At 73.0% G+C, this 21,752-nt stretch carries 21 protein-coding genes and 1 tRNA gene; 19 read left to right on the forward strand and 3 right to left on the reverse strand.

The window, feature by feature from the left end; all coding sequences use genetic code 11:
- Window positions 1-80 precede the first annotated feature (80 nt).
- The 7 genes from ACT3SP_RS02830 (at window position 81) to ACT3SP_RS02860 (ending at window position 5,878) form a co-directional block, all read left to right on the forward strand.
- On the forward strand, window positions 81-506 hold the full coding sequence (locus ACT3SP_RS02830) for a hypothetical protein (RefSeq protein WP_444585719.1): 426 nt from the start codon (window positions 81-83) through the stop codon (window positions 504-506).
- A 91-nt stretch (window positions 507-597) separates the two neighbouring features.
- Window positions 598-683 (forward strand) — tRNA-Leu (locus ACT3SP_RS02835).
- Window positions 684-892: 209 nt separating this feature from the next.
- The gene (locus tag ACT3SP_RS02840; RefSeq protein WP_444585720.1) at window positions 893-2,281 is read left to right on the forward strand and encodes a GntP family permease; all 1,389 of its coding nucleotides are present in this window, start codon (window positions 893-895) and stop codon (window positions 2,279-2,281) included.
- 4 nt (window positions 2,282-2,285) lie between these two features.
- A complete protein-coding gene (locus ACT3SP_RS02845; protein WP_444585721.1) occupies window positions 2,286-3,647 on the forward strand; it encodes an MFS transporter in 1,362 nt (453 codons plus the stop codon).
- Window positions 3,647-4,468 carry a ChbG/HpnK family deacetylase gene (locus ACT3SP_RS02850; protein ID WP_444585722.1) on the forward strand — a complete coding sequence of 274 codons (822 nt, stop codon included), beginning with the start codon at window positions 3,647-3,649 and terminating at the stop codon, window positions 4,466-4,468. The genes ACT3SP_RS02845 and ACT3SP_RS02850 overlap by 1 nt, the downstream gene beginning before the upstream one ends.
- A gap of 76 nt (window positions 4,469-4,544) precedes the next feature.
- Window positions 4,545-5,012: a tRNA (cytidine(34)-2'-O)-methyltransferase gene (locus ACT3SP_RS02855; RefSeq protein ID WP_444585723.1), complete on the forward strand. Its 468-nt coding sequence runs from the start codon at window positions 4,545-4,547 to the stop codon at window positions 5,010-5,012.
- Window positions 5,009-5,878 (forward strand): TrmH family RNA methyltransferase, encoded by an 870-nt coding sequence (locus ACT3SP_RS02860; RefSeq protein WP_444585724.1) that lies wholly within the window; start codon window positions 5,009-5,011, stop codon window positions 5,876-5,878. Before ACT3SP_RS02855 ends, ACT3SP_RS02860 begins: the two co-directional genes overlap by 4 nt.
- A gap of 42 nt (window positions 5,879-5,920) precedes the next feature.
- On the opposite strand, the gene ACT3SP_RS02865 is transcribed toward ACT3SP_RS02860, so the two are convergent.
- Both ACT3SP_RS02865 and ACT3SP_RS02870 read right to left on the reverse strand, forming a co-directional pair.
- Window positions 5,921-6,424, reverse strand: a complete 504-nt coding sequence (locus ACT3SP_RS02865) for a hypothetical protein (protein ID WP_444585725.1) — start codon at window positions 6,422-6,424, stop codon at window positions 5,921-5,923.
- Window positions 6,425-6,554: 130 nt separating this feature from the next.
- Complete coding sequence (locus tag ACT3SP_RS02870; RefSeq protein ID WP_444585726.1) at window positions 6,555-6,833, reverse strand: DUF5703 family protein; 279 nt, start codon at window positions 6,831-6,833, stop codon at window positions 6,555-6,557.
- A 156-nt stretch (window positions 6,834-6,989) separates the two neighbouring features.
- Here ACT3SP_RS02870 and ACT3SP_RS02875 point away from each other — a divergent pair, with 156 nt between their 5' ends.
- The 3 genes from ACT3SP_RS02875 (at window position 6,990) to mshC (ending at window position 9,706) form a co-directional block, all read left to right on the forward strand.
- Complete coding sequence (locus ACT3SP_RS02875) at window positions 6,990-7,331, forward strand: DNA primase (protein ID WP_444585727.1); 342 nt, start codon at window positions 6,990-6,992, stop codon at window positions 7,329-7,331.
- Between the two features lie 199 nt (window positions 7,332-7,530).
- Window positions 7,531-8,403, forward strand: a complete 873-nt coding sequence (locus ACT3SP_RS02880; RefSeq protein ID WP_444585728.1) for an undecaprenyl-diphosphate phosphatase — start codon at window positions 7,531-7,533, stop codon at window positions 8,401-8,403.
- Window positions 8,404-8,437: 34 nt separating this feature from the next.
- Window positions 8,438-9,706 carry a cysteine--1-D-myo-inosityl 2-amino-2-deoxy-alpha-D-glucopyranoside ligase gene (gene mshC / locus ACT3SP_RS02885; RefSeq protein ID WP_444585729.1) on the forward strand — a complete coding sequence of 423 codons (1,269 nt, stop codon included), beginning with the start codon at window positions 8,438-8,440 and terminating at the stop codon, window positions 9,704-9,706.
- Between the two features lie 21 nt (window positions 9,707-9,727).
- Here mshC and ACT3SP_RS02890 read toward each other — a convergent pair whose 3' ends face one another.
- Entirely contained in the window at window positions 9,728-10,537 is an 810-nt protein-coding gene (locus ACT3SP_RS02890) for a PAC2 family protein (RefSeq protein WP_444585730.1), read from the reverse strand.
- Window positions 10,538-10,685: 148 nt separating this feature from the next.
- On the opposite strand from ACT3SP_RS02890, the gene ACT3SP_RS02895 reads away from it, so the two are divergent.
- From ACT3SP_RS02895 to ACT3SP_RS02935, 9 genes are all read left to right on the forward strand, one after another.
- Window positions 10,686-11,801: a site-2 protease family protein gene (locus ACT3SP_RS02895; RefSeq protein WP_444585731.1), complete on the forward strand. Its 1,116-nt coding sequence runs from the start codon at window positions 10,686-10,688 to the stop codon at window positions 11,799-11,801.
- 68 nt (window positions 11,802-11,869) lie between these two features.
- On the forward strand, window positions 11,870-12,937 hold the full coding sequence (locus tag ACT3SP_RS02900) for a tRNA (adenine-N1)-methyltransferase (RefSeq protein ID WP_444585732.1): 1,068 nt from the start codon (window positions 11,870-11,872) through the stop codon (window positions 12,935-12,937).
- Window positions 12,938-12,966: 29 nt separating this feature from the next.
- Window positions 12,967-14,580, forward strand: a complete 1,614-nt coding sequence (arc, locus tag ACT3SP_RS02905) for a proteasome ATPase (protein ID WP_444585918.1) — start codon at window positions 12,967-12,969, stop codon at window positions 14,578-14,580.
- Window positions 14,581-14,672: 92 nt separating this feature from the next.
- Window positions 14,673-16,307, forward strand: a complete 1,635-nt coding sequence (gene dop, locus ACT3SP_RS02910; RefSeq protein WP_444585919.1) for a depupylase/deamidase Dop — start codon at window positions 14,673-14,675, stop codon at window positions 16,305-16,307.
- Between the two features lie 13 nt (window positions 16,308-16,320).
- Window positions 16,321-16,509 (forward strand): ubiquitin-like protein Pup, encoded by a 189-nt coding sequence (locus ACT3SP_RS02915; RefSeq protein ID WP_444585733.1) that lies wholly within the window; start codon window positions 16,321-16,323, stop codon window positions 16,507-16,509.
- A gap of 4 nt (window positions 16,510-16,513) precedes the next feature.
- Complete coding sequence (pafA, locus tag ACT3SP_RS02920) at window positions 16,514-17,911, forward strand: Pup--protein ligase (RefSeq protein WP_444585734.1); 1,398 nt, start codon at window positions 16,514-16,516, stop codon at window positions 17,909-17,911.
- 102 nt (window positions 17,912-18,013) lie between these two features.
- The gene (locus ACT3SP_RS02925) at window positions 18,014-18,964 is read left to right on the forward strand and encodes an FKBP-type peptidyl-prolyl cis-trans isomerase (protein ID WP_444585735.1); all 951 of its coding nucleotides are present in this window, start codon (window positions 18,014-18,016) and stop codon (window positions 18,962-18,964) included.
- 88 nt (window positions 18,965-19,052) lie between these two features.
- Window positions 19,053-19,436: an FKBP-type peptidyl-prolyl cis-trans isomerase gene (locus tag ACT3SP_RS02930; RefSeq protein ID WP_444585736.1), complete on the forward strand. Its 384-nt coding sequence runs from the start codon at window positions 19,053-19,055 to the stop codon at window positions 19,434-19,436.
- 179 nt (window positions 19,437-19,615) lie between these two features.
- Window positions 19,616-21,721: a primosomal protein N' gene (locus ACT3SP_RS02935; RefSeq protein WP_444585920.1), complete on the forward strand. Its 2,106-nt coding sequence runs from the start codon at window positions 19,616-19,618 to the stop codon at window positions 21,719-21,721.
- Window positions 21,722-21,752 lie beyond the last annotated feature (31 nt).

Consider the following 21,752-nt stretch of genomic DNA (forward strand, 5'->3'; position numbering starts at 1 on the left):
ACGAGTAAAGGACGCGTAAAGTTCGGGGCATCGCAGCGGGCTCCGGGGGGAGCCGAGGATCGAGCACGAGGGAGCCACCCATGGAGCTGGACCGACGCGCGGACGACGGAGTCGCGACGAGAGCCGTCACCCCCTCCGGTCCCGGGCAGGACGCCGGGCGCCTCCCCGCCGAACCGTCGACGGCCCTCCTCGATCCGGAGACCACCACCTCGCTCCTGCGCCGGTGCACCGCTCTCGCCACCCGCGCCCGGGTCGAGCTGCTCACGCCGGGCCGACGCGCCGCGGCCGACGAGCTCGAGTCGCTGCTGGGGACCATGGGCACATGGGCCCCCGGCTCCCTGGACCGCCCGGATCCGACCATGACCGTGCTCTGCGCGGCGGCGCTCCAGGACCTCGCCGAACGGCTGGACGACTCCGCCTCGGCGCCCCTCGCCGCGCGGATCGACGCCGTGCTGGGGCTGCTGCGCGCGGTCATGCGCGATGCCCGGGTCGACGTCCCGGCGTGATTGTCTTCACGTTCCTGCTGGCAGAGCCTCTTTCGGAACAGTCGCCCGCAGCGTGCGTGCTAATGTTTCCTCGTCGCCGCAGCGATCACCTGTCCGGGTGGCGGAATTGGTAGACGCGCTAGCTTGAGGTGCTAGTGCCCGTTTTAGGGCGTGGGGGTTCAAGTCCCCCCTCGGACACGCGATGAGAACCCCGATCCACTCCGTGGATCGGGGTTCTTCGTCGTCCCGGAGCGGTGCGGAGAGGATGCTCAGCCTCCGCCGACGAGGCTCCATCGAGCGCGGCCCCGGCCGCCGATGGCAGGATGACTCCCACCCCGGACCTCTCGCACCTCATCTCTCGCACGTCATCCCTCGCCCTTGACCCCCTCACCCTCCCAGGAGTCCCCATGGAGATCGACGGCTGGACACAGTCGCTCGGCGCGCTCCCGCTGCTGCTGATCGCGGCGGGCGCCATCGCCCTCATCCTCCTTCTCGTCATCAGGTTCAAGCTCCACGCCTTCCTCACACTGGTGCTGGTCAGCCTCCTCACCGCCTTCGCGACAGGCATACCGAGCGGTGCGATCGTCGACGTGCTGCTCGACGGCTTCGGCGGCACCCTGGCCAGCGTCGCGCTGCTGGTGGGCCTCGGCGCGATGCTCGGCAAGCTCATCGAGAACTCGGGCGGCGCGGCCGTGCTGGCCGACACGATGATCCGCCTCTTCGGCGAGCGCCGCGCACCTCTGGCGCTCGGCGTGGCCTCGCTGTTCATGGGCTTCCCGATGTTCTTCGACGCGGGACTCGTGGTGATGCTCCCGATCATCTTCGCGGTCGCGGCGCGACTGGGCGGGCCGGTGCTGCTCTATGCGATGCCGGCAGCCGTCGCCTTCTCCGTCATGCACGTGTTCGTCCCGCCGCACCCGGGCCCGGTGACCGCGGCCGAGCTCTACGGTGCGAACCTCGGACTGGTGCTCGCCATCGGCCTCGTCTGCGCGCTGCCCACCTTCTACCTCACCGGCGTGCTCTGGGGCCGCTTCACCGCGAAGCGCTTCCCCTTCACGGTCGCCGCCGACGCGCTCTTCGGCGCCGACTCGGACGAGGAGGTCTCGAACCCGCCGGCCGTCGGCACCGTCATCGCGGTGCTCCTGCTGCCCATGGCTCTGATTTTCCTCAACACCGGGCTGGACTTCCTGCGCGCCGCCGGCACGGTCAGCGAGGAGGCGACCTGGTTCGGCGTGCTGAGCACCCTCGGCTCCTCGCCCGTCGCGCTGCTCATCTCGGTGCTCGTCGCCCTCGTGGTGCTCGGCTTCCGTCGCGGCGAGAACGGGACCGCGCTGGAGAAGATCGTGGACTCCTCCCTGGGCCCCATCTGCTCGGTGGTCCTGATCACCGGTGCCGGCGGCATGTTCGGCGGGGTGCTGCGCTCCTCCGGCATCGGCGACGCGCTCTCTCAGACGCTGGACGATCTGGGCCTGCCGGTGATCCTCGCCGCCTACGTGATCGCCGTGGTCATGCGCCTGGCCCAGGGATCGGCCACCGTCGCGCTCGTGACCGCCGCCGGCCTCATGGCGCCCGCGGTCGCAGCGGGCGACTATTCCGTGGGGCAGATCGCGGCGATCACCGTCGCGACCGCCGCGGGCTCCGTGTTCGCCTCCCACGTCAACGACTCCGGCTTCTGGCTGGTGGGACGCCTGCTGAATATGGACGTCGCCACCACTCTGCGCACCTGGACGGTGCAGCAGACCCTCGAGTCCGTGATCGGGTTCCTCATCGCCGGCACACTGTTCCTGGTGCTCTGAGACCGTGCGCTCCGAGGAGCCCGCTGCGGTCGACACCGGGGAGGTCGGCCGCGTGAACTCCGGGGCGGGCCCGGAGCGGACCGCCCCGTGGCGCTATGCGCTGGGGATGTTCGGCACATCGATCCCGATCACCATGATCAAGGGCTCGATCGTGCTGTTCTACGTCGACATCCTGGGGATGGACGTGCGCGCCTATGCGGCGGTGATGGCGGTGTACGCCATCATCGACGCGATCGACAACCCGGTGCTGGGCTTCCTGTCCGATCGCACCCGCACCCGCTTCGGACGTCGCCGGCCCTGGCTGCTGATCGGCGCGCCTCTGCTCGCAGCCTCGATGATCGCGCTGTTCAGTCCGCCGTCGGCGCTCGAGGGGCTCTCCCTCGTGCTCTGGTTCGCGATGTTCGCGATCCTCTGCGAGCTGTTCGACTCGATGCTGAACGCCAACTACGGCGCGCTGCTGCCCGAGCTCTTCCCGACCGAGCGTCGACGAGGTCTCGCCAACGTGCTGCGACAGGCGTTCCAGCTGGTGGCGATGATCATCTCTCTCGCCCTGACCCCCGTGCTGACCACCTCGCTGCTGGGGGGAGAGCGGAGCACCGGCGGGTTCACCCTCACCGCGATCCTCTACGGGGTCCTCGCGGTGGCGGTCATCTCGTTCATGGCGCTCGGGGTGCGGGAGGACCCGCGCCACGCCGACGCGCACCGGCCGCGCCTCGTGCCCGCAGTGGTCCAGATCCTGCGCAACCCGCTCTTCTGGGCCGTCGGGCTCATCAGCGCCTGCTACGGGATCTCGCTCGCGATCGTGCTGTCCGGGGTGCAGCTCTACGTCCGCTACACGCTCGGCCTGCCGGTGGCCCACGCCTTCTTCCTGCAGGGCGTGGTGATCCTGGTGGCCGCGGGCGGCCTCTTCCTCTGGCTGCGCCTGATCACCCGGATCGGCGCTCTGCGCACCTGGAGGATCGCCTTCCTCGTGCTCGCCGTCTCCTTCGTGCCGATGTACTTCGCCGGGTCCCTGCCCGCCGCGCTCGGAGCGGGTGCGCTGCTGGGACTGGGCTGGGCCGGGATGATGGCGACCAACGACCTGGTCGTCGCCCGAGTGCTCGACCTCGACGCCGCGCGGCACGGCGTGCACCGGGAAGGGCTGTTCCTCTCCGCCTTCGGCGCCTTCGGACGCCTCAACGGCGCGGTCACCGGAGCCGCCCTCGCCTCGCTCGGCCTGCTGTTCGGGTACTACTCGGGCGAGGATCCGGGCGCGCGGCCGGAGCAGGCCTTCCGCGTCTATCTGTGCGTCTACCCGTTCGTGCTGTGCACGGTCGGGGCGATCGCGGCCCGGTTCCTCCGCGTGCCCCCGCCGCGGAGTCCGTGATGACCCGCCGGCTGGTCATCACCGCGGACGATCTGGGCCGCGACCGCGACGGCACCGCGACCGTCCTGTCCCTCCTCGCCGACGGCTCAGTCACGAGCGCGTCGCTCCTCGCGGTCACGCCGCACACCGCCGAGGCCGCGGCGGCGGCCCGGGCCGTCGGCCTCCAGCCGCACCTGCACCTCGCCGTGACCAGTGATCGCGGCCCGCACCGCTGGCGGCCGCTGAGCCCCGGGACGAGCCTGCGGGACGCCCGGGGCCTGCTGCGCGAGGACCCGCACGGAGCGGAGCTCGCGCTGGACCCCGGGGAGCTGCGCGTCGAGCTCGACGCGCAGCTGGCGCAGGTGCACGCGCTCGGGCTGCGGCCGCAGACGGCGGACTCGCACGCCGGGACCCTGTACGGGCTCCGACGGGGCGACGATCGGCTGCTGGTCACGGTGCTGCGGTGGTGCGCGGACAACGGGCTCGGGTTCCGCCTGCCCCGTCGCCCTCTCACACCGAGCCTGGACCCCATGCCCGAGGAGACTGCGAGGAGGCATCACGCGGCCGTGCGCCTCGCCGACGAGCTGGGGGTGGCCCTGCCCGCGTCGATCCTCACCGCGCAGCCCGCCGCGCCGACGCAGGAGGGCGTCGGGCCGCTGCGCGCGCAGCTGAGCGGACGGCTGCGTCGGCTCCCCGAGGGCACCAGCGAGCTGTTCCTGCATCCCTCCGCAGCGGGTGCCGAGGTGCCGGGGGAGAGGGTGCTCGAGGCGGAGCTGCTGCGGGACCCGGGCTGGCGGGCGGCGCTGCGCGCCGAGCGGATCGAGCTGGTCGAGCAGTGGTGAGCTGGGCCCGGCGGGGGGACCGGACCCCCGGACGCCGACCTCCCTCCTGCGAGGGGTGCGTGGGAGAATCGCGGACATGGTCCACGTCTTCCTCCACGAACCGGCGATCGCCGGGAACACCGGCAATGCGATCCGGCTCTCCGCCGTGACCGGCGCCCGTCTCCACCTCGTCGAACCGCTCGGCTTCGACCTCGAGGACGCGAAGCTGCGGCGCGCGGGCCTGGACTACCACGACCTCGCCGACGTCAGGATCCACCCCGGCATCGAGCAGGCCCTGGCCGCCGTGCCGGAGGCGCGGGTCTTCGCCTTCTCCTCCCGCACCGAGGTGACCTTCGACAGCATCGCGTACCGCAGGGACGACGTGCTGCTGTTCGGGACCGAGCCCACCGGGCTGCCGGAGGAGGTCATGGACCATCCCCGGATCACCTCCCGGGTGCGGATCCCGATGCTCCCCGCGCGACGCTCGCTCAACCTGGCCAACGCCGTCTCGATCGCGGTCTACGAGGCCTGGCGTCAGCTCGGGTACGACGGGGCCGGGGCATGAGCCGCGGCTCCTCCGGGCCGGGCCGCGCGGGCGCGCCGTCCCTTCCCGCCCGTCTCGAGCGGCGCAACGCCCTGTTCCAGCAGTGGCAGGCCCTGCTCACCAATCGCACCAAGCGCACCCGCAGCGGGGAGATGATCATCCAGGGCGTGCGCCCGCTCACCCGGGCGATCGCCCAGGGGGTGGAGATCCGGGCCCTGCTGTCCGACGGACGCGCCGAGCCCTCCCGCTGGGCGCGCGAGCTGCTCGAGAGGTGCGCGGCGCCGGTGGTCGTGCTCGCCCCCGAGCTGATGGCAGAGCTGGGCGAGCGGGAGGAGGGGAGCCCGGAGCTGCTCGCCGTGGCCGCTGTCCCCTCCGACGACCTGGACCGGATCGACCCGTCGGCCGATGCGGTGGTCGTCGTGTTCGACCGTCCTTCCGGGCCGGGCAACATCGGCTCCCTGGCCCGGTCCGTGGATGCCCTCGGCGGCCAGGCGCTTCTGATCACCGGACACAGCGCCGACGCCTGGGACCCCGCCTCGATCCGCGCCAGCACCGGGTCGATCTTCGCGATGCCCGTGCTGCGGCTGTCCTCCCACCGCGAGGTGCTCGACTGGATCGAGGGCCGGCGCGCGCTGGGCGAGCAGTGGACCGTGCTCGGCCTGGACGAGACGGGAGGTCACGAGCTCGCCGCGGAGGACCTCTCCGGTCCCACCCTGGTGGTGGTCGGCAACGAGACCGTGGGCCTGAGCGCCGGCTGGCGGGAGGCCTCCGACGTGAGGGCGGAGATCCCGATGGGCGGCACCGCCTCCTCCCTCAACGCCTCGGTCGCCGGGTCGATCGCCCTGTACGAGATCGCTCGCCAGCGGAGCGCCGGCACCAGGCGCTGAATCGGTGCGGGGAGCAGACCTCGGGGAACGGGGCGCGGGACGTCAGCCGATGCCCAGGGCGCCGCGCACCAGGGGTGCTCCGAGCAAACCCAGGAACGGCCCGGCCAGCAGCACGGGGCCGAGGGCGAAGCGCGCCCCGGCGCGCCGGCTCACCACCACCACGACCGTGCCGACCGCGCCCGCGAGCAGGGCGATCCCGAGCAGGGAGGCGATGAGCACCTCGCCCCCGAGCGCGCCCGCCATCAGGACCACCACCGGCAGCGTCTTCGCATCCCCCATCCCCAGCGCCGACGGGGCCACCAGGGCCACCAGGACCGCGCCGAGCCCCAGCACCACCGCGAGCACCGCCGCCGTCACCAGCGCCGGGCGCAGCGCGGGCACCCCCACCGCGAGCGCCAGCAGCGCGAGTCCGACCCCCGCGGTGAGTCCGCCGACCCAGCGATTGGGCAGCCGGTGCTCCCTCCCGTCCACCCAGGCGAGCACCACGGCGGGCGGCAGGTACACCACCAGCAGCACGGCGATCAGGAGCGGCGAGATCTCGGGCACCTCGCCATTGCACCAGAAGTCCGCGCTCCCGGGAGGCGGGAGCGGAAGGATGTGGACGAACGGGGGGCTCGGGACGCCAGGGCGGCGTGCCCCCGGGAGGAACGGCCGGGCGGGCTCCGCCCGGGACCGGTCAGAGGGTCGACTGCACCCGGATGATGCGGCGGCGCATCCAGACCTTGCGGCCGCCGCCGAGGTAGAGCCGGGTGCGCGCGTGCTCCCAGCGCCCGTACTCCGCCTGCTCGGCCAGCTCGGCGCGGACCTGCCCCACGGAGGCGCCGCGGGGGACGGTGATGATCTGGTACTCGTAGTCCTCCGCGCGGCGTCCGCGCTCGACGGGGAGATCGCGCCATGCGCGCGGATCGCTCACGTGCTGGACGCCGGCGACGAGGGCGGTGCGAGGTCGGATCAACGGAATCCTCCTGAGCTCGATGACCTGCGACGGGGACCGGTGCAGGGGAAGGGGCGGACGGCGCGGGAGCGGCGTCCCGCGCCATGTCCTGATTCGTGACCTCGAGGTGCGCCGATCCACTGTCCATTGTGCCGTCGGACGAGGTACGGTCCAAGCATGAACTCGGATCCTCGCTCCGCTCTCGCTGCGCTGATCGCTGCCCTCGAACGACACTACGAGGCGGCCGCCGCCTCGCGGGGTGACGACGACCCCGCCCTGGACGCCGCCACCGAGCAGCTCTCCACGGCCTTCGACGCCTATGACGACGCCCTCTTCGACGCCTACGACATCGCCACCCCGCTGATCGTCTTCGACGGCGACGAGGACGATGACGACGAGGACGACTTCGACGATCTCGACGACTTCGACGACGAGGACGACGAGGACTTCGACGACGACGAGGACGACTACGACGAGGAGGGCGACGACAGCGACGAGGGCGACTCCTCGGGTCGCTGATCCCAGCTCGTCGCGGCCGTCCTCGGGCACGACCCTCCTCGCGGCGTCCCTGCTCCGGACGTCCACGTACTCTTCACCACTGCTCCGCTGCGCGGCGCCGGGCCCCGGGCCCGGCGCCGCGTACTCTGTCGGGGGCCCCGGGCGCTGACGGCACCCGCAGCGGGCGGGCCCGTCCCCCTGAGTCGTTCGAGGAGAGTTCATGTCGTTCATCGAGGCGGTGATCCTGGGTCTGGTCCAGGGCCTGACCGAGTTCCTCCCGATCTCCTCCAGCGCCCACGTGCGCGTGGTCGGCGAGCTCCTGGACCCCGGGCAGGACCCGGGGGCGGCCTTCACCGCCATCATCCAGCTGGGCACGGAGACGGCCGTGCTGATCTACTTCTGGAACGACATCACCCGCATCATCGGCAAGTGGTTCCGGGCGCTCGCGGGCAAGGTCCCGCACTCCGATCCTGATGTGCGCATGGGCTGGCTGGTGATCCTGGGCTCGATCCCGATCGGCGTCCTCGGTCTCCTCTTCGAGGACCAGATCGATCACAGCCTGCGCAACCTGTACATCACCGCCACGATGCTGATCCTCTTCGGGCTGCTGCTGGGCGTCGCGGACCGCTTCGCCCCCCAGCGCAAGGAGCTCACCCAGCTCACCGTGCGCGACGGCATCCTGTTCGGTCTCGCCCAGGCGCTCGCCCTGATCCCGGGCGTCTCGCGCTCCGGCGGCACGATCACCGCCGGCCTGCTGATGGGGTACACCCGCAAGGCCGCCGCGCGCTATGCCTTCCTGCTCGCCGTCCCCGCCGTGTTCGCCTCCGGCCTCTACAAGGCCGCCAAGGAGGTCCCGGTGCTGCTGACGGCCGACGGGCGCGCCTCCGCGGCGGCCGCCGGAGAGCCCTCCCTCGTCGCGATGGCGGTGGCGACGCTGGTCGCCTTCGCCGTCGGCTACGCGGTGATCGTCTGGTTCATGCGGATCATCGAGAACCGCTCGTACCTGATGTTCGTCGTCTACCGCGTCGTGGCCGGCCTGCTGCTGCTCGCCCTGCTCTGGTTCGGCGCGGTCGACCCGCTGGGCGGCGCCTGACCCGGGCACCGCTCGCGGATCGTATGATCGCGTGGTGCAATCTTGGACTTCTCCCTCGCTCCGCCCGCTGCCCGCCTCCGGAGTCCCGCTGAGGCTGCATGACACCCGGACCGGCCGGATCGCCCCCGTGATCCCGTCGGTCCCGGGCCGGGCACGTCTGTACGTGTGCGGGATCACCCCCTATGACGCCACGCATCTCGGCCATGCGGCGACGTATCACGCCGCGGACCTCATGCGCCGTGCGCTGCACGACACCGGGTACGAGGTCGAGATGGCGCAGAACGTCACGGATGTCGACGACCCGCTGCTCGAGCGCGCCGACCGCGACGGCGTGGACTGGCAGGAGCTCACCGCCTCCCAGGTCGCGCTGTTCGCCGAGGACATGGAGGCGCTGCGGGTGATCGCCCCTGAGACCTATCGCTCGGTGAGCGAGGCGATGGACGAGATCATCGCCGTGGTCTCCGCTCTGCGTGAGCGCGGCCGTGCCTACACGGTCCCGACCGCGGACGCCGCGGGGGACGACTGGTACCTCGATCTCTCCGTCGACGGCGCCCTCGGCGACGTCTCCGGCTGGAACGAGGCGCAGATGCTCGAGGTGTTCGCCGATCGCGGGGGAGACCCCGATCGGGAGGGCAAGCGGGGCCGCTTCGATCCGCTGCTGTGGCGCGCGGAGCGCGAGGGCGAGCCGGCGTGGGAGGCCGGGGCGCTGGGACGCGGCCGACCCGGCTGGCACGTGGAGTGCGTGTGCATCGCCGAGGAGGGGCTCGGCCTGCCCTTCGACGTCCAGGCCGGGGGCAGCGACCTGATCTTCCCCCATCACGACCTCAGCGCCGCCCACTCCGTCGCGCTCGGCCGCCCCTTCGCGACCGCCTACACGCACAGCGGGATGGTCGGCCACGAGGGCGAGAAGATGAGCAAGTCCCTGGGCAACCTCGTGTTCGTGCACCGTCTGGTGCGCGACGGGGTGGACCCGATGGCCATCCGGCTGGTGCTGATGGCCCACCACTACCGCTCCGACTGGGAGTGGTCCGACGACGAGCTCGAGACCGCCGCCGTCCGGCTGGAGGTCTACCGCGCGGCGGCTCGGCGCAGGGGGCACCATCCGCGGACGGTCGCTGCGCTGCGCGCCGCCCTGCGCGACGACCTCGACACCGCGAGCGCGCTCGCGGCGCTCGATGCCTGGGCGTCATCGGGGGAGGGGACCACGGGCTCGACGGAGGCCGACCCGGCGGGCTGGCAGGACGCGCCCGGGGACGTGCCCGCCGCCGTCGACGCCCTCTTCGGCATCGCCCTCACGAGCTGACCGCGCGGCTCCCGCCCGGCGTCAGTCCGCCTCGCGGCGCCGGCGCAGGAACTGCTCGAACTCCTTGGCGATCGCGTCGCCGCTGGCCTCGGGGAGGCCGGCGGCGTCCTGCGCCTGCTCCAGCCGCCGCACGTAATCGGCCACGTCCTCGTCCGTGCGGGCCAGCTCGTCCACCCCGCGCTCCCACGCCTCCGCCTCCTCGATCAGGTCCTCGAGAGGGATCGGTGCGCTCACGACCTCCTGCACCTCGCGCATCAGACCCAGCACGGCCTTGGGCGAGGAGTTCTGGGAGACGTAGTGCGGGACCTGCACCCAGATGCTGGTGGTGCGCAGCCCCGCGCTCGCGGTGCGGCGGGCGAGGATCGTCGGCACCCCGATGGGGCCCGAGTACAGGTCGCCGTCCTCGACGGCCTGGGCGGGCACCGGCTCGACCTGCGCGGAGACCGGGAGCGGCCTGGTGTGCGGGGAGTCGGCCAGCAGCGCCCCCAGCGCGATCACCGAGCTGACGTCGAGGAGCTGCAGCTGCTCGAGCACCTCGTCGCAGAAGCGCTTCCAGTGCACGGACGGCTCGGGGCCCATGACCGTGACGATCTCGGGCCCCCGCGGTGGCGTGACCAGGCGCAGCTGGGTGTCGGGCCAGTCGATCACCCGCAGCCCCTCCTCGGTGGTGCGGATCTCGGGCCGATTGACCTGGAAGTCGATGAACTCCTCGGCGTCCACCGAGCCGACGGCCCGCGAGGGCCAGACCTCGTGCAGGTGCTCGATCACCCCGGTGGCAGCGTCGCCGGCATCGTTCCATCCGCTGAAAGCCGTGATGGCGATTCGACTCATCGTTCCATCATAGGCTCCGACACCTCGCCCGCGGTCCCCGCCGACGTGGTGCGCCACCTCTCGCCGGGCGCTCGGGCGAGGACCAGGTGCAGCCGCTATCCTCGGCCTGTCCTGGGGAGCCTGTGCCCCGAGGGGGAGGAGAGCTGAGATGACGAGCCCCACGCTGCGCGTCGGCTCCCTGCCGCCGCTGCAGATCAGCCCCGGCACCCTCGTGACCGTGCTCCTGCTCGCGGTGCTGATGTACCCCGCGCTCGCCCGCGGTGGCGCCGAGCCGACCGCCGTCGTGGTCCTCGCGATCGGGATCGGCCTGTTCATGATCGTCTCCGTGCTCGTGCACGAGACCGCCCATGCCCTGGTCGCCCGCGCCTTCGGCGCCACCGTCGACCACATCGCCCTGACCCTGTGGGGCGGCCACACCCAGTACACCGCCCGGCGGATGTCCGCGGTCGGCTCCGTGCTCGTCTCGCTCGCGGGGCCGGCGGCGAACGGGCTGCTGGCCGCCCTGGCCACGGCGGCGGCGCAGCTCAGCTCGGAGGGCTCCTCGGTGGCGGTCTTCCTCTCGGTGAGCTCGTGGCTGAACATCGCCCTGGCCGTGTTCAACCTGCTTCCCGGCCTGCCGATGGACGGGGGTCGCGCGCTGGAGTCCCTGCTGGGGGCCTGGCTGCGCGATCCCGAGCTGGGCACCCGGATCACCGCCTGGATCGGCCGGGGCATCGCCGTGGCCGTGGTGCTCTACCCGCTGTGGCTGATCCTGCGCGCGGGCGGCGCCGGCGGGTTCTCGCTGCTGACGTTGGTGTGGGCGATGCTCATCGCGGGGATGCTCTGGCAGGGGGCCTCCCGTGCCCTGGCCGGCGCGGCGGTGCAGGGCCGCATCCGCACCCTGGACGCCGCCGCTCTGGCGGCTCCGCTGCGGATCGTCCCACCCGGCACCGTCCTCGCGGAGCTCGGTCCCGCCGCGGAGCTCGGTGACGTGCTGATCCTGGATCAGCAGGCGGCGCGGCAGGGGACCGTCGGCCGCGCGTACCGGATCGATCCCGCGGCGGCGGCGTCGGTCCCGCCGCAGCACCGCCCCTCCACCCCGGCGCAGGCCGTCGCCGGATCCCTCGGCGACGTCGTGCCCATCCCCGCGACCCTGCAGGGCGACGCGCTGATCGAGACGATGCTCGCCCGTCCGGCCCCCGCCTATCTCGTGCTCGACGAGGACGGCTCCGCCCGTGGGGTGCTCCTGAGCGCCGACGTCAACGCACTCCTGCGCGGACGCTGAGCGGAGCACCGATCGCGCAGGGTGAACATCACGGTCGGACCCCGGTGGCAGGCCATATGCTGGACGGCATGACTGATCAGCCGCCGCCCGCCGCCCCCGACGCGGGCCAGGGCCCCGCGCCCCGCGCGCCCCGCCGCGGCCTGGATCGCACCGGCCCCTTCGCCCTGGGCGACAAGGTCCAGCTGGCCGACTCCAAGAACCGCCTGCACACCATCACGCTCAAGCCCGGCGGTGAGTTCCACACCCATCGCGGAGTGCTCCGGCACGACCAGCTGGTCGATGCCGAGGACGGGGTGGTCGTCGAGGACAGCCGCGGCACCCGGTACCAGGCGCTGCGGCCGCTGTACGCCGACTACATGCTCTCGATGCCGCGCGGCGCGGCGATCATCTACCCCAAGGACTCCGCGCAGATCCTCATGTGGGGGGACATCTTCCCCGGCGCCCGTGTGCTCGAGGCCGGCGTCGGATCCGGCGGGCTGACCACCGCGCTGCTGCGCGCCGTCGGCCCCGAGGGCTCCGTCCACTCCATCGAGCGTCGGGAGGACTTCGCCGAGGTCGCCCGCGAGAACGTCGAGACCTTCTTCGGCGCCCCCCATCCCGCCTGGCAGCTCTCCGTCGGCGACTTCCAGGACCTCGCCCCGACCCTCTCGCCCGACGAGCCGTCCGTGGACCGCGTGGTGCTGGACATGCTCGCTCCGTGGGAGTGCGTGGACGCCGCCGCCGAGGTGCTCGTCTCCGGCGGGGTGTACCTCGCCTACGTCGCCACCGTCACCCAGCTCTCCCGCACCGCGGAGGCGCTGCGGAAGCACGGGGAGTTCACGGAGCCCTATGCCTGGGAGTCCTTCGTGCGCCCCTGGCACCTCGAGGGGCTCGCGGTGCGCCCCGAGCACCGGATGAACGCCCACACCGGCTTCCTCCTCACCGCGCGCCGCACCGCCCACGGGCAGCAGGCCCTCACCCGGGCGACGCGCCCGGCCCCGGGCTCCCGCGCCGAGGAGGAGGTCAACCACCCCGACAACGACGGCTTCGGCGGTTCGGACTCCGACTGGACCGCCCAGGACGTGGGCGAGCGGGGCGTCGCACCGCGCAAGCTCAAGCGGGCGCTGCGCGACATCCGTCAGGGCCGAGACCGCTGAGCGGGGCCCGGGAAGGACACGCGATGACCATGAAGACCTATGCCGAGATGACCGCGGAGCTCGAGAAGCTCGCGGCCCACAACGAGCGCCTGGTGAGCGGGCTGCGCTCCGCCCGGGCACAGATCGTCGAGCTCAAGAGCGACCTGGAGCGGGTGGGCGACCCGCCGAACTCCTACGCGACCTTCCTGCGCCGCAGCGAGGGATCCACGATCGACGTGCTGCACAACGGTCGTCGGCTGCGGGTCGCGACCTCGGCGAGCCTGGACCTCGAGGCGCTGCGCCCGGGGGACGAGCTGCGGCTGAACGAGTCCCTCGCCGCCGTGGAGGCGGTGCCGCCCGGGGACTCGGGCAGCGTGGTGCCCGTGGTCGAGGCCCTCGCCGACTCCCGCGTGCTGGTGGCCGTGGCGCCGGACGACACCCGGGTGCTGCGCCGCGCCGGCACCCTCACCGAGGAGCAGCTGCACCCCGGGGACCACGTGCTCGTGGACCTCAAGTCCCAGCTGGTGCTCGAGCGGATCGACCGCGCCGAGATCACCGACCTCGTGCTCGAGCAGGTTCCCGACGTCGCCTTCGAGCAGATCGGCGGGCTCGGCGAGCAGATCGAGGCGATCCGCGACGCCGTCGAGCTGCCGTTCCTGCAGCAGGACCTGTACCGCACCTACGGCCTGCGGCCTCCGCAGGGCGTGCTGCTCTACGGCCCGCCCGGCTGCGGCAAGACGATGATCGCCAAGGCCGTCGCGCACGAGCTCGTGCTGCGCAGCGCGGAGGTGCGCGGCGTGAGCGTCGCCGAGGCGCTCGAGAACTCGGCCTTCCTCAACGTCAAGGGCCCCGAGCTGCTGAACAAGTACGTCGGCGAGACGGAGCGCTCGATCCGCCTGGTCTTCGAGCGCGCCCGCGAGAAGGCCGCGGCCGACCACCCGGTGGTGATCTTCTTCGACGAGATGGAGGCGCTGTTCCGCACCCGCGGCACGGGCCTGTCCAGCGACGTCGAGACCACGATCGTGCCGCAGCTGCTGGCCGAGATCGACGGTGTGGAAGGCCTCGACAACGTGATCGTCATCGGTGCCTCCAACCGCGAGGACATGATCGACCCGGCGATCCTGCGGCCCGGCCGCCTGGACGTGAAGATCCGCGTGCGCCGCCCCAACGCCCGCGCCGGTCGCGAGATCCTCAGCCTCTACCTCGACGGGACGGTGCCCGTGCGCGAGGAGCGCGAGCACCTGCTGGACCTCGCCACGGCCGAGATCTACGACGGCGGCCCCGCCTCGGCCTTCGTGCGGGTCGAGTACTCCGACGGCGGCGCCGACACCCTGCACTTCCGCGACTTCGTCTCCGGTGCCACCCTGCGCAACATCGTGGACCGGGCGAAGAAGCTCGCCGTCAAGGACCAGCTGGCCACGGGTGACATCGGGGTCGGGACGCAGCATCTGCACGACGCCATCACCGCGGAGTTCGTCGAGAACGAGGACCTGCCCTCGGTCGCGCATCCGGAGGACTGGGCCCGGGTCACCGGACTGCCCGGCGGAGGCCGGCGGCGCGTCGATGCGATCGTTCCTCTGCAGGGTCGGACCCAGGGCGCCGACTCCGACTCCGAGGCTGATCCCGGGGCCGACGCCGGGAGCGCCGCGGAGGTGACCGCATGACCCCGCCCGCTCCCTCGGCGCCGACCCCCTCTGCGCCGACCCCCTCTGCGCCGACTCCTCCGGCCGCAGCCGCCCTGACCACCGAACGGGTCATGGGCATCGAGACCGAGTTCGGCGTGGTCCACGCCGACCTCGAGGACCGCGCCCGCTCGGGCGCCGGCAGCTCGATCCTCCTCTCCCACCTCGTGGTGGGCGCCTACGCCCTGCTCGATCCCCTGGAGGGGGAGCGCGGACGCCGGGTCCGCTGGGACTACGGCGACGAGACCCCGCTGCGCGACGCCCGCGGCTTCGAGCTGCAGCGCGCGGCGGCGCACCCCTCCCAGCTCACCGACGAGGTGCACGACGCGCATGTTCCCAGCGTCGAGATGGACGCGCCGCTGGCCGGCCCCGAGGTCGCCCCGGAGGGGGACGACGCCGAGGTGCTCGCCTGGGCGGCGCAGCGCTCGATCGGCAACGCGGTGCTGCGCAACGGTGCCCGCTGGTACGTCGACCATGCCCACCCCGAGTACTCGGCTCCCGAGGTGCTGCGGGCCCGCGAGGCCGTGGTGGCCGATCGCGCCGGCGAGGAGATCGCCCGCCGGGCGATGGCGCTGCTGTCCGCGGCCGAGGGGATCCCCGAGGTCGCGCTGTACAAGAACAACACCGACGGCAAGGGCGCCTCCTACGGCACCCACGAGAACTACCTGGTGGATCGGGCCGTGCCCTTCGACCGCGTGGTCGCCGCGCTGCTGCCCTTCCTCGCCAGCCGCCAGGTGCTGGTCGGTGCGGGACGGGTGGGGATCGGCATCCGCGGCCAGGAGCCGGGTTTCCAGCTCTCCTCGCGCGCGGACTTCATGGAGGCCGAGGTGGGCCTCGAGACCACCCTGAACCGCCCCATCGTCAACACGCGCGACGAGCCGCACTCCGACCCGAGCCGCTTCCGTCGCCTGCACCTGATCGTCGGGGACGCGAACCTGCTCGAGGAGTCCACGTTCCTCAAGCTCGGCACCACCTCCCTGGTCCTCGCCGCGCTCGAGGCCGAGCACCGCACCGGTCGCCCGATCCTGCCCGACCTCCGCCTGGCCGACCCGGTCGCGGCGGTGCGCGCGTTCAGTCACGATCCGAGCCTGCGCGCCACGGTGCCGCTGGTGGACGGTCGCGAGCTGACGGCCCTCGACATCCAGCGCGCCCTCCTGGAGGCACTGGCCGCGGCGGCGGACCGGGAGGACGCGGAGACCGCCGAGGTGCTCGATGCCTGGGGCGAGATCCTGGACCTGCTGGCGCAGGATCCGATGCTCGCCGCCGACCGGGTCGAGTGGGTCGCCAAGCTGACCCTGCTCGAACGCTACCGGGAGCGCCACGGCCTGGAGTGGGGCGATCCGCGCCTGACCATGGTCGACCTGCAGTACTCCGACCTGCGACCCGGCCGCGGCCTGTTCGAGAAGCTCCGCGCCGCCGGCCGGGTGCGCACCCTGGTCACCCAGGACGAGGTCGACGAGGCCGTGCGCAGCGCCCCCACCAGCACCCGTGCCCATCTGCGGGGCGGCCTGATCGCCGCGCAGGGCGCCCACGTCCCCTCGGCGGGATGGGACGCGATCACCCTGGCCGGGCCCGAGGGCGGGCACCGGCTCCGGCTCGCGGACCCGCGCCTGGGCTCCGCCGCCTGGTGCCTGCAGCACGGCATCGATCCCGCCGACGACCCCACGACGATCCTCGACGCCCTGCGCCGAGCCGTCACCGCACAGTGAGGAGGACCCACCCATGTCCCAGCAGTCCCTGAACGCCCCCGGCAGCGGGCCCGACGACGAGCAGGACCCCGAGGCCGTCACCGGTGGGCAGACGTTCGCCTCCGCCCAGGGGGCGGACGATCTGCTCGACGAGATCGACTCGGTGCTCGAGTCCAATGCCGAGACCTTCGTGCGCTCCTTCGTGCAGAAGGGCGGCCAGTGAGCCGATGAGGCGTCGCGTCGGAGGTCTGGAGACCGAGTTCGGACTGGTGTGCGTGCGGGCCGACGGCTCGCGCGCGCTCGAGCCCGAGGCGGCCGCGCGGGAGCTGTTCCGCCCGGTCGTGGCCATGGGCCGCTCCTCGAACGTGTTCCTGCGCAACGCCGCGCGCCTGTACCTCGACGTCGGCTCGCACCCCGAGTACGCGACTGCCGAGTGCGACGACTGGTGGGAGCTGGTCGCCCAGGACCGGGCCGGGGAGCGGATCTTCGCGGACCTGGTCTCCCAGGCGAACGAGCGCCTGGCCGCGGACGGCCAGGACGCGCGCATCCATCTGCTGAAGAACAACGTGGACTCGGCCGGCAACGCCTTCGGCTCCCACGAGAACTTCCTCGTGGACCGACGCGGCGAGTTCACCCGCCTGCCGCGCTACCTGCTCCCGTTCCTGGTCACACGGCAGATCATCACCGGCGCCGGGGGAGTGGTGCGCGACGAGGAGGGGGCGCGGTTCGTCTTCTCGCGCCGCAGCGACCACATGTGGGAGGCCGTCTCCTCGGCCACCACCCGCACCCGTCCGATCATCAACACCCGCGACGAGCCGCACGGCGATCCCACCCGGTTCCGTCGGCTCCACGTGATCGTCGGCGACTCGACGATGAGCGAGGTGTCCACCCACCTGCGCTTCGCGACCACCGATCTGGTGCTGCGCGCCATCGAGTCCGGCCGCGGCCTGCCCGAGCTCACGCTGCACGATGACATCGCCGCGATCCGGGCCGTGGCCCGCGACCTCACCGGAACCGCCGCCGTCCCCACCCGCAACGGCGGCACCACGAGCGCGATCGAGGTCCAGCAGCGCTGGCTCGACCACGTCACCGACCTCGCGGAGGAGTCCGAGCGGACGGTGCTGGAGACCTGGCAGCGTGGCATCGACGCGGTGCGCACCGGGGACCGGTCGTGGGCCGCGACCCACCTGGACTGGGCGATCAAGGAGCGTCTGTTCCAGCAGGTCACCGAGCGTCGCGGGGTGGATCTGGCCGATCCCGCGATCGAGCGCCTCGACCTCGCGTACCACGACATCGATCCCTCGCAGAGCGTCTTCCACGCCCTGCAGCGCCGCGGACTGGCGCCGCGGACGCTGCCCGAGGAGCGCATCGAGTCCGCCCGCACCACCGCTCCGAGCACCACCCGTGCGCACCTGCGGGGACTGGTGGTGGCCGCGGCCCAGGAGTACGGCGTGGACCACGTCGTGGACTGGACCACGCTGCGGCTGACCCGCGCCGGAGCCATGCCGGTGCAGGTCCTGGACCCCTTCGCGACCGAGCTGCCCGCCGTCGATGCGCTGCTGGCCGAGATCCGGTCCGTCGGCCGCAGCGCCGGGGGCCGTCCCGATCCGGCGCCCTTCGCCTGAGCGCGTCCGCGCGCTCACCCCACCCCCGGCATCCGCCCAGCGGAGGCCCCGTACCCTGGTCCCGTGCCCTGAACCGGGGCAGCCGACCCGAAAGGCCCTGACGTGATCCGCCGCCGCACGATGCTGACCACCGCCCTCGCCGCGACCGCCGCGATCGGCCTCGCCGCCTGCACCGACGACGAGGGGACTGGGGGCGGTGCCTCCGACGGCGGCGGTGCGTCGGACGGCGGGGGCGGCGATGCGCTGGCCTCGGTCACCGTCAGCGACGACCTCGGCTCCGAGCCCACGGTCGAGTTCAGCGCCCCGCTCGAGGTCACTGCCGCCCAGGCGGAGATCGTCACCCCCGGCGAGGGCGAGTCCATCGCCGAGGGCGATACCGTGATCTGGCGCAGCCTCTACGTCGACGCGAGCAGCGGCGAGACCCTCCAGTCCTGGTGGCAGGGCGCCCCCGCAGGCGGCGTGCAGGTCACCGCGGACGGGGTCGGCGACGCCGCCTTCACCTTCCTCACCTCCGTGCCCGTCGGCTCCCGCTTCGTGATGACGGGCTGGCAGCAGGACACCGCGGGCCAGGCCCGCTCCTTGATCCAGGTCGGCGACGTGGACCGCGTCGTCTCCCCGCTGCGGGCGGACGGCGAGGACGGCGACCCCTCGGGTGACTTTCCCGCCGTCACCCTCGACGAGAACGGCGCCCCGAGCCTCGAGGCCGCTCCCGACGGCGATCCGCCCACCTCGACCGTGCGCGAGGAGCTGATCCTCGGCTCCGGGGACGAGACGCGCGCCGGCGACTATCTCACCATGCACTACACCGGCTGGAAGTGGTCCGATGGCGAGCAGTTCGACTCCTCCTGGGACCGTGGCGCCCCCTTCGGCTTCGTGCAGGGCGAGGGGCAGGTCATCCAGGGCTGGGACGAGAACCTGCTCGAGCTGCCGGTCGGCTCGCAGGTGATGCTCGTGATCCCCGCGGAGGAGGCCTACGGCGACCAGGGGGACCTCGCCGGCGAGACCTTGATCTTCGTCATCGACGTCCTGGACGCGGCGCACGTGACGGACTGAGAGCACCCGACCGGCCGAGCACACCCGAGCGTCCGAGCACGGCAGACTGGCCTCGGACCTGATCCATCCACCACAGGAGGAACCCCGAATGACCGACCGCAGCAAGCCCGAGATCGACCACCCCGAGGGCCCCGCCCCGACCGAGCTGGTCAGCACCGACGAGATCGTCGGCGACGGTGAGGAGGCGGGCCGCGGCGACGTGGTCGACGTGCACTACGTGGGCGTCTCCCATTCCACCGGTGAGCAGTTCGACGCCTCCTGGGACCGCGGCGAGCCGCTGCGCTTCCAGCTCGGCGTGGGCCAGGTCATCACCGGCTGGGACCAGGGCGTGCAGGGCATGAAGGTGGGCGGTCGTCGCCGGCTGGAGATCCCCGCCTCTCTCGCCTATGGCGACCAGGGCGCCCCTCCGGTGATCGCCCCCGGCGAGTCGCTCATCTTCGTGTGCGATCTGGTGGCGGTGCACAAGCGCTGAGCGGCTCCGTCGAGGCGGCGGGGGAGCGCGCAGGAGGTCCGGCCGACTGCCAGGAGCCTCTCTTCGCGGCCCCCGCCGCTGCTGTTCCCGATCCCGCCCCGTCGTCCGCCGCGTCGACGGACCCGGGCCGGCATGCTCCGGCCCGGGCCTCCGGGCTGCGCACCACCGCGGGGTTCGACATCGTGGACGAGCTGCCGGTGGCGAGCGTGCGCCTGGTGGGCGTGCTGCCTCACCTGGACCGCCCCTTCGAGTACGCCGTCACCCCGGAGACGGCGGCCGCCGGCCCCGGCATGCGGGTGCGGGTTCGGTTCTCCGGCAAGGACACCGAGGGCATCGTGCTCGAGCGTCGCGCCGAGCCCACCACGGACCGGGCCCTCGCCCCGCTGCACCGCCTGGTCTCCGAGGACGTCGTGGTCCCGCCCGCCATGATGCGTGTGTGCGAGGACGTCGCCGCACGCAGCGCCGGCACCGTCGGCGACGTGCTGCGCCTCGCCCTCCCGCCGCGCCATGCGCGGGCCGAGAAGGCCGACCGGGCCGCCGAGCAGAAGGAGGCCGAGCAGAGGGAGGCTGAGCAGAGAGAGCGCGAGGAGCAGGACGAGGAGCTCGAGGAGAAGGAGCACGATCCGGACGCTGCGGGCGAGTCGGTCGCGCCCTCCTCGGACCGGTCCTCGTCCGAGCTGTCGCCGTCTGAGCCGTCCTCGTCCGAGCCGTCGCCGTCCGAGCCGATGATCCGGCCGGGAGATCGCTACGCGGGGCTGTCCGCGCTGCTCGCCCGCGCCGGCAGCCCGACCGGGCCCGTGCCCCGCGCCCTGCTCACCCTCGACGCCGCCGACGCCTGGACCGCCGTGGCCGCCGACGCCATCGGTGACCTCGGCCCCGACCAGGGTGCGCTCGTGATCGCCCCGGACCAGCGCGACGTCGCCCGCCTCTCCCGTGTCCTCGCCGAGCGCGGCATCGCCCACGAGATCCTCGCCGGCACGGAGGGGCCCGAGAAGCGCTATCGCACCTTCCGCCGCATCCTGCGCGGTGCGACCCGCATCGTGCTCGGCAACCGCTCGGCCGCCTTCGCCCCCGTGCAGGACCTCGCGCTCGCGATCTGCTGGGACGAGGCGGACGACCTGCTCGAGGAGCCCCGAGCCCCCTACCCGCACACCCGCACCGTGCTCCAGTGCCGCTCCGCCGAGGAGCGCTGCGCCCTGCTGTTCCTCTCCGCGAGCGAGTCGGTGCCGCTGCGTGCGCTCAGCGAGGCCGGCTACCTCGCCCGCCTCGAGCCCCTTCCCGCCCCGGTGACCGTCGTCCGCCCGCGGATCGTCGCGATGGACCAGTACCTGCGCGATCGCGAAGGCCCGTCGGGCCGCTCCCGCCTCCCGCAGGAGGCGATGCGCGTGCTGCGCCGGGGACTCGCCCACGGTCCCGTCCTCGTGCAGGTGCCCCGCAGCGGGTATGTGCCCGCGATCGCCTGCACGTTCTGCGGCACCCGTGCCCAGTGCCCCCACTGCTCCGCGCCGCTGTCCCTGACCGGCCGCGGCGGTCCCCTCCACTGTCGGGTCTGCGGCCGTCGGGAGGACGGGTACCGCTGCCCGGAGTGCGACCGCACCCAGGTGCGCGCCATGGTCATCGGGTCCGCCCGCACCGCGGAGGAGCTCCACCGCGCGTTCCCCGACGTGCCGCTCAAGGTCGCCGGGGGAGCGCACGGCGCGCTCGAGGACGACGAGGTCCCCGACCGCGCCGTCATCGTCGCGACCCCGGGGGCCGAGCCCGCCCCCGCCTCGCGGTACTCCGCCTGCCTGCTCCTGGACGCCGATGCGATGCTCGGCCGCGCGGCCTTCGACGCCGATGTCGAGGCCATCCGCCGCTGGCGCAACGCGATCGCCCTGGTGCGCAGCGCCGAGGACGGCGGGGAGGTGCTGGTGGTCGGCACCGCGACCCTGCCCGCCATCCGGGAGCTGGTCGCCCACCGCTCCTCGGTGTTCCTGGACCGCGTGCTGCGGGACCGCGCCGAGCTGGACCTTCCGCCCTTCCGTCGCGTCGCCGAGATCGTCGGCGACCGGGAGGCGTGCCGCGGCTTCCTCGAGGCGGTGGAGCTGCCGGACGGCACGGCCGTCTTCGGTCCCGTGGACCTCGAAGGACCCGATGCCGGGGGCCGTGCCCGGGCAGTGGTGAGGATCGAGCCGTCGCGCTCGCGCGAGCTCACGGCGGCGCTGCGGGCCGGGGTCGCCGCGCGCAGCGCCCGCAAGGCGAAGGGCTCCCTGCGGGTGCGGATGGATCCGCCCGACGTGTTCTGAGCCCCGACGTGATCTGAGCTTCGACGTGGTC

Source organism: Brachybacterium sp. AOP43-C2-M15 (genome assembly GCF_052446295.1).
Lineage (GTDB): Bacteria > Actinomycetota > Actinomycetes > Actinomycetales > Dermabacteraceae > Brachybacterium.

Bases quoted from the DNA above. Each gene is read 5' to 3' on its own strand.
- ACT3SP_RS02830 (WP_444585719.1), top strand. From the start codon at position 81: ATGGAGCTGGACCGACGCGCGGACGACGGAGTCGCGACGAGAGCCGTC.
- ACT3SP_RS02840 (WP_444585720.1), top strand. From the start codon at position 893: ATGGAGATCGACGGCTGGACACAGTCGCTCGGCGCGCTCCCGCTGCTG.
- ACT3SP_RS02850 (WP_444585722.1), top strand. From the start codon at position 3,647: ATGACCCGCCGGCTGGTCATCACCGCGGACGATCTGGGCCGCGACCGC.
- ACT3SP_RS02855 (WP_444585723.1), top strand. From the start codon at position 4,545: ATGGTCCACGTCTTCCTCCACGAACCGGCGATCGCCGGGAACACCGGC.
- ACT3SP_RS02860 (WP_444585724.1), top strand. From the start codon at position 5,009: ATGAGCCGCGGCTCCTCCGGGCCGGGCCGCGCGGGCGCGCCGTCCCTT.
- ACT3SP_RS02875 (WP_444585727.1), top strand. From the start codon at position 6,990: ATGAACTCGGATCCTCGCTCCGCTCTCGCTGCGCTGATCGCTGCCCTC.
- ACT3SP_RS02880 (WP_444585728.1), top strand. From the start codon at position 7,531: ATGTCGTTCATCGAGGCGGTGATCCTGGGTCTGGTCCAGGGCCTGACC.
- ACT3SP_RS02890 (WP_444585730.1), bottom strand. From the start codon at position 10,537: ATGAGTCGAATCGCCATCACGGCTTTCAGCGGATGGAACGATGCCGGC.
- ACT3SP_RS02895 (WP_444585731.1), top strand. From the start codon at position 10,686: ATGACGAGCCCCACGCTGCGCGTCGGCTCCCTGCCGCCGCTGCAGATC.
- ACT3SP_RS02900 (WP_444585732.1), top strand. From the start codon at position 11,870: ATGACTGATCAGCCGCCGCCCGCCGCCCCCGACGCGGGCCAGGGCCCC.
- arc (WP_444585918.1), top strand. From the start codon at position 12,967: ATGAAGACCTATGCCGAGATGACCGCGGAGCTCGAGAAGCTCGCGGCC.
- dop (WP_444585919.1), top strand. From the start codon at position 14,673: ATGGGCATCGAGACCGAGTTCGGCGTGGTCCACGCCGACCTCGAGGAC.
- ACT3SP_RS02915 (WP_444585733.1), top strand. From the start codon at position 16,321: ATGTCCCAGCAGTCCCTGAACGCCCCCGGCAGCGGGCCCGACGACGAG.
- pafA (WP_444585734.1), top strand. From the start codon at position 16,514: ATGAGGCGTCGCGTCGGAGGTCTGGAGACCGAGTTCGGACTGGTGTGC.
- ACT3SP_RS02930 (WP_444585736.1), top strand. From the start codon at position 19,053: ATGACCGACCGCAGCAAGCCCGAGATCGACCACCCCGAGGGCCCCGCC.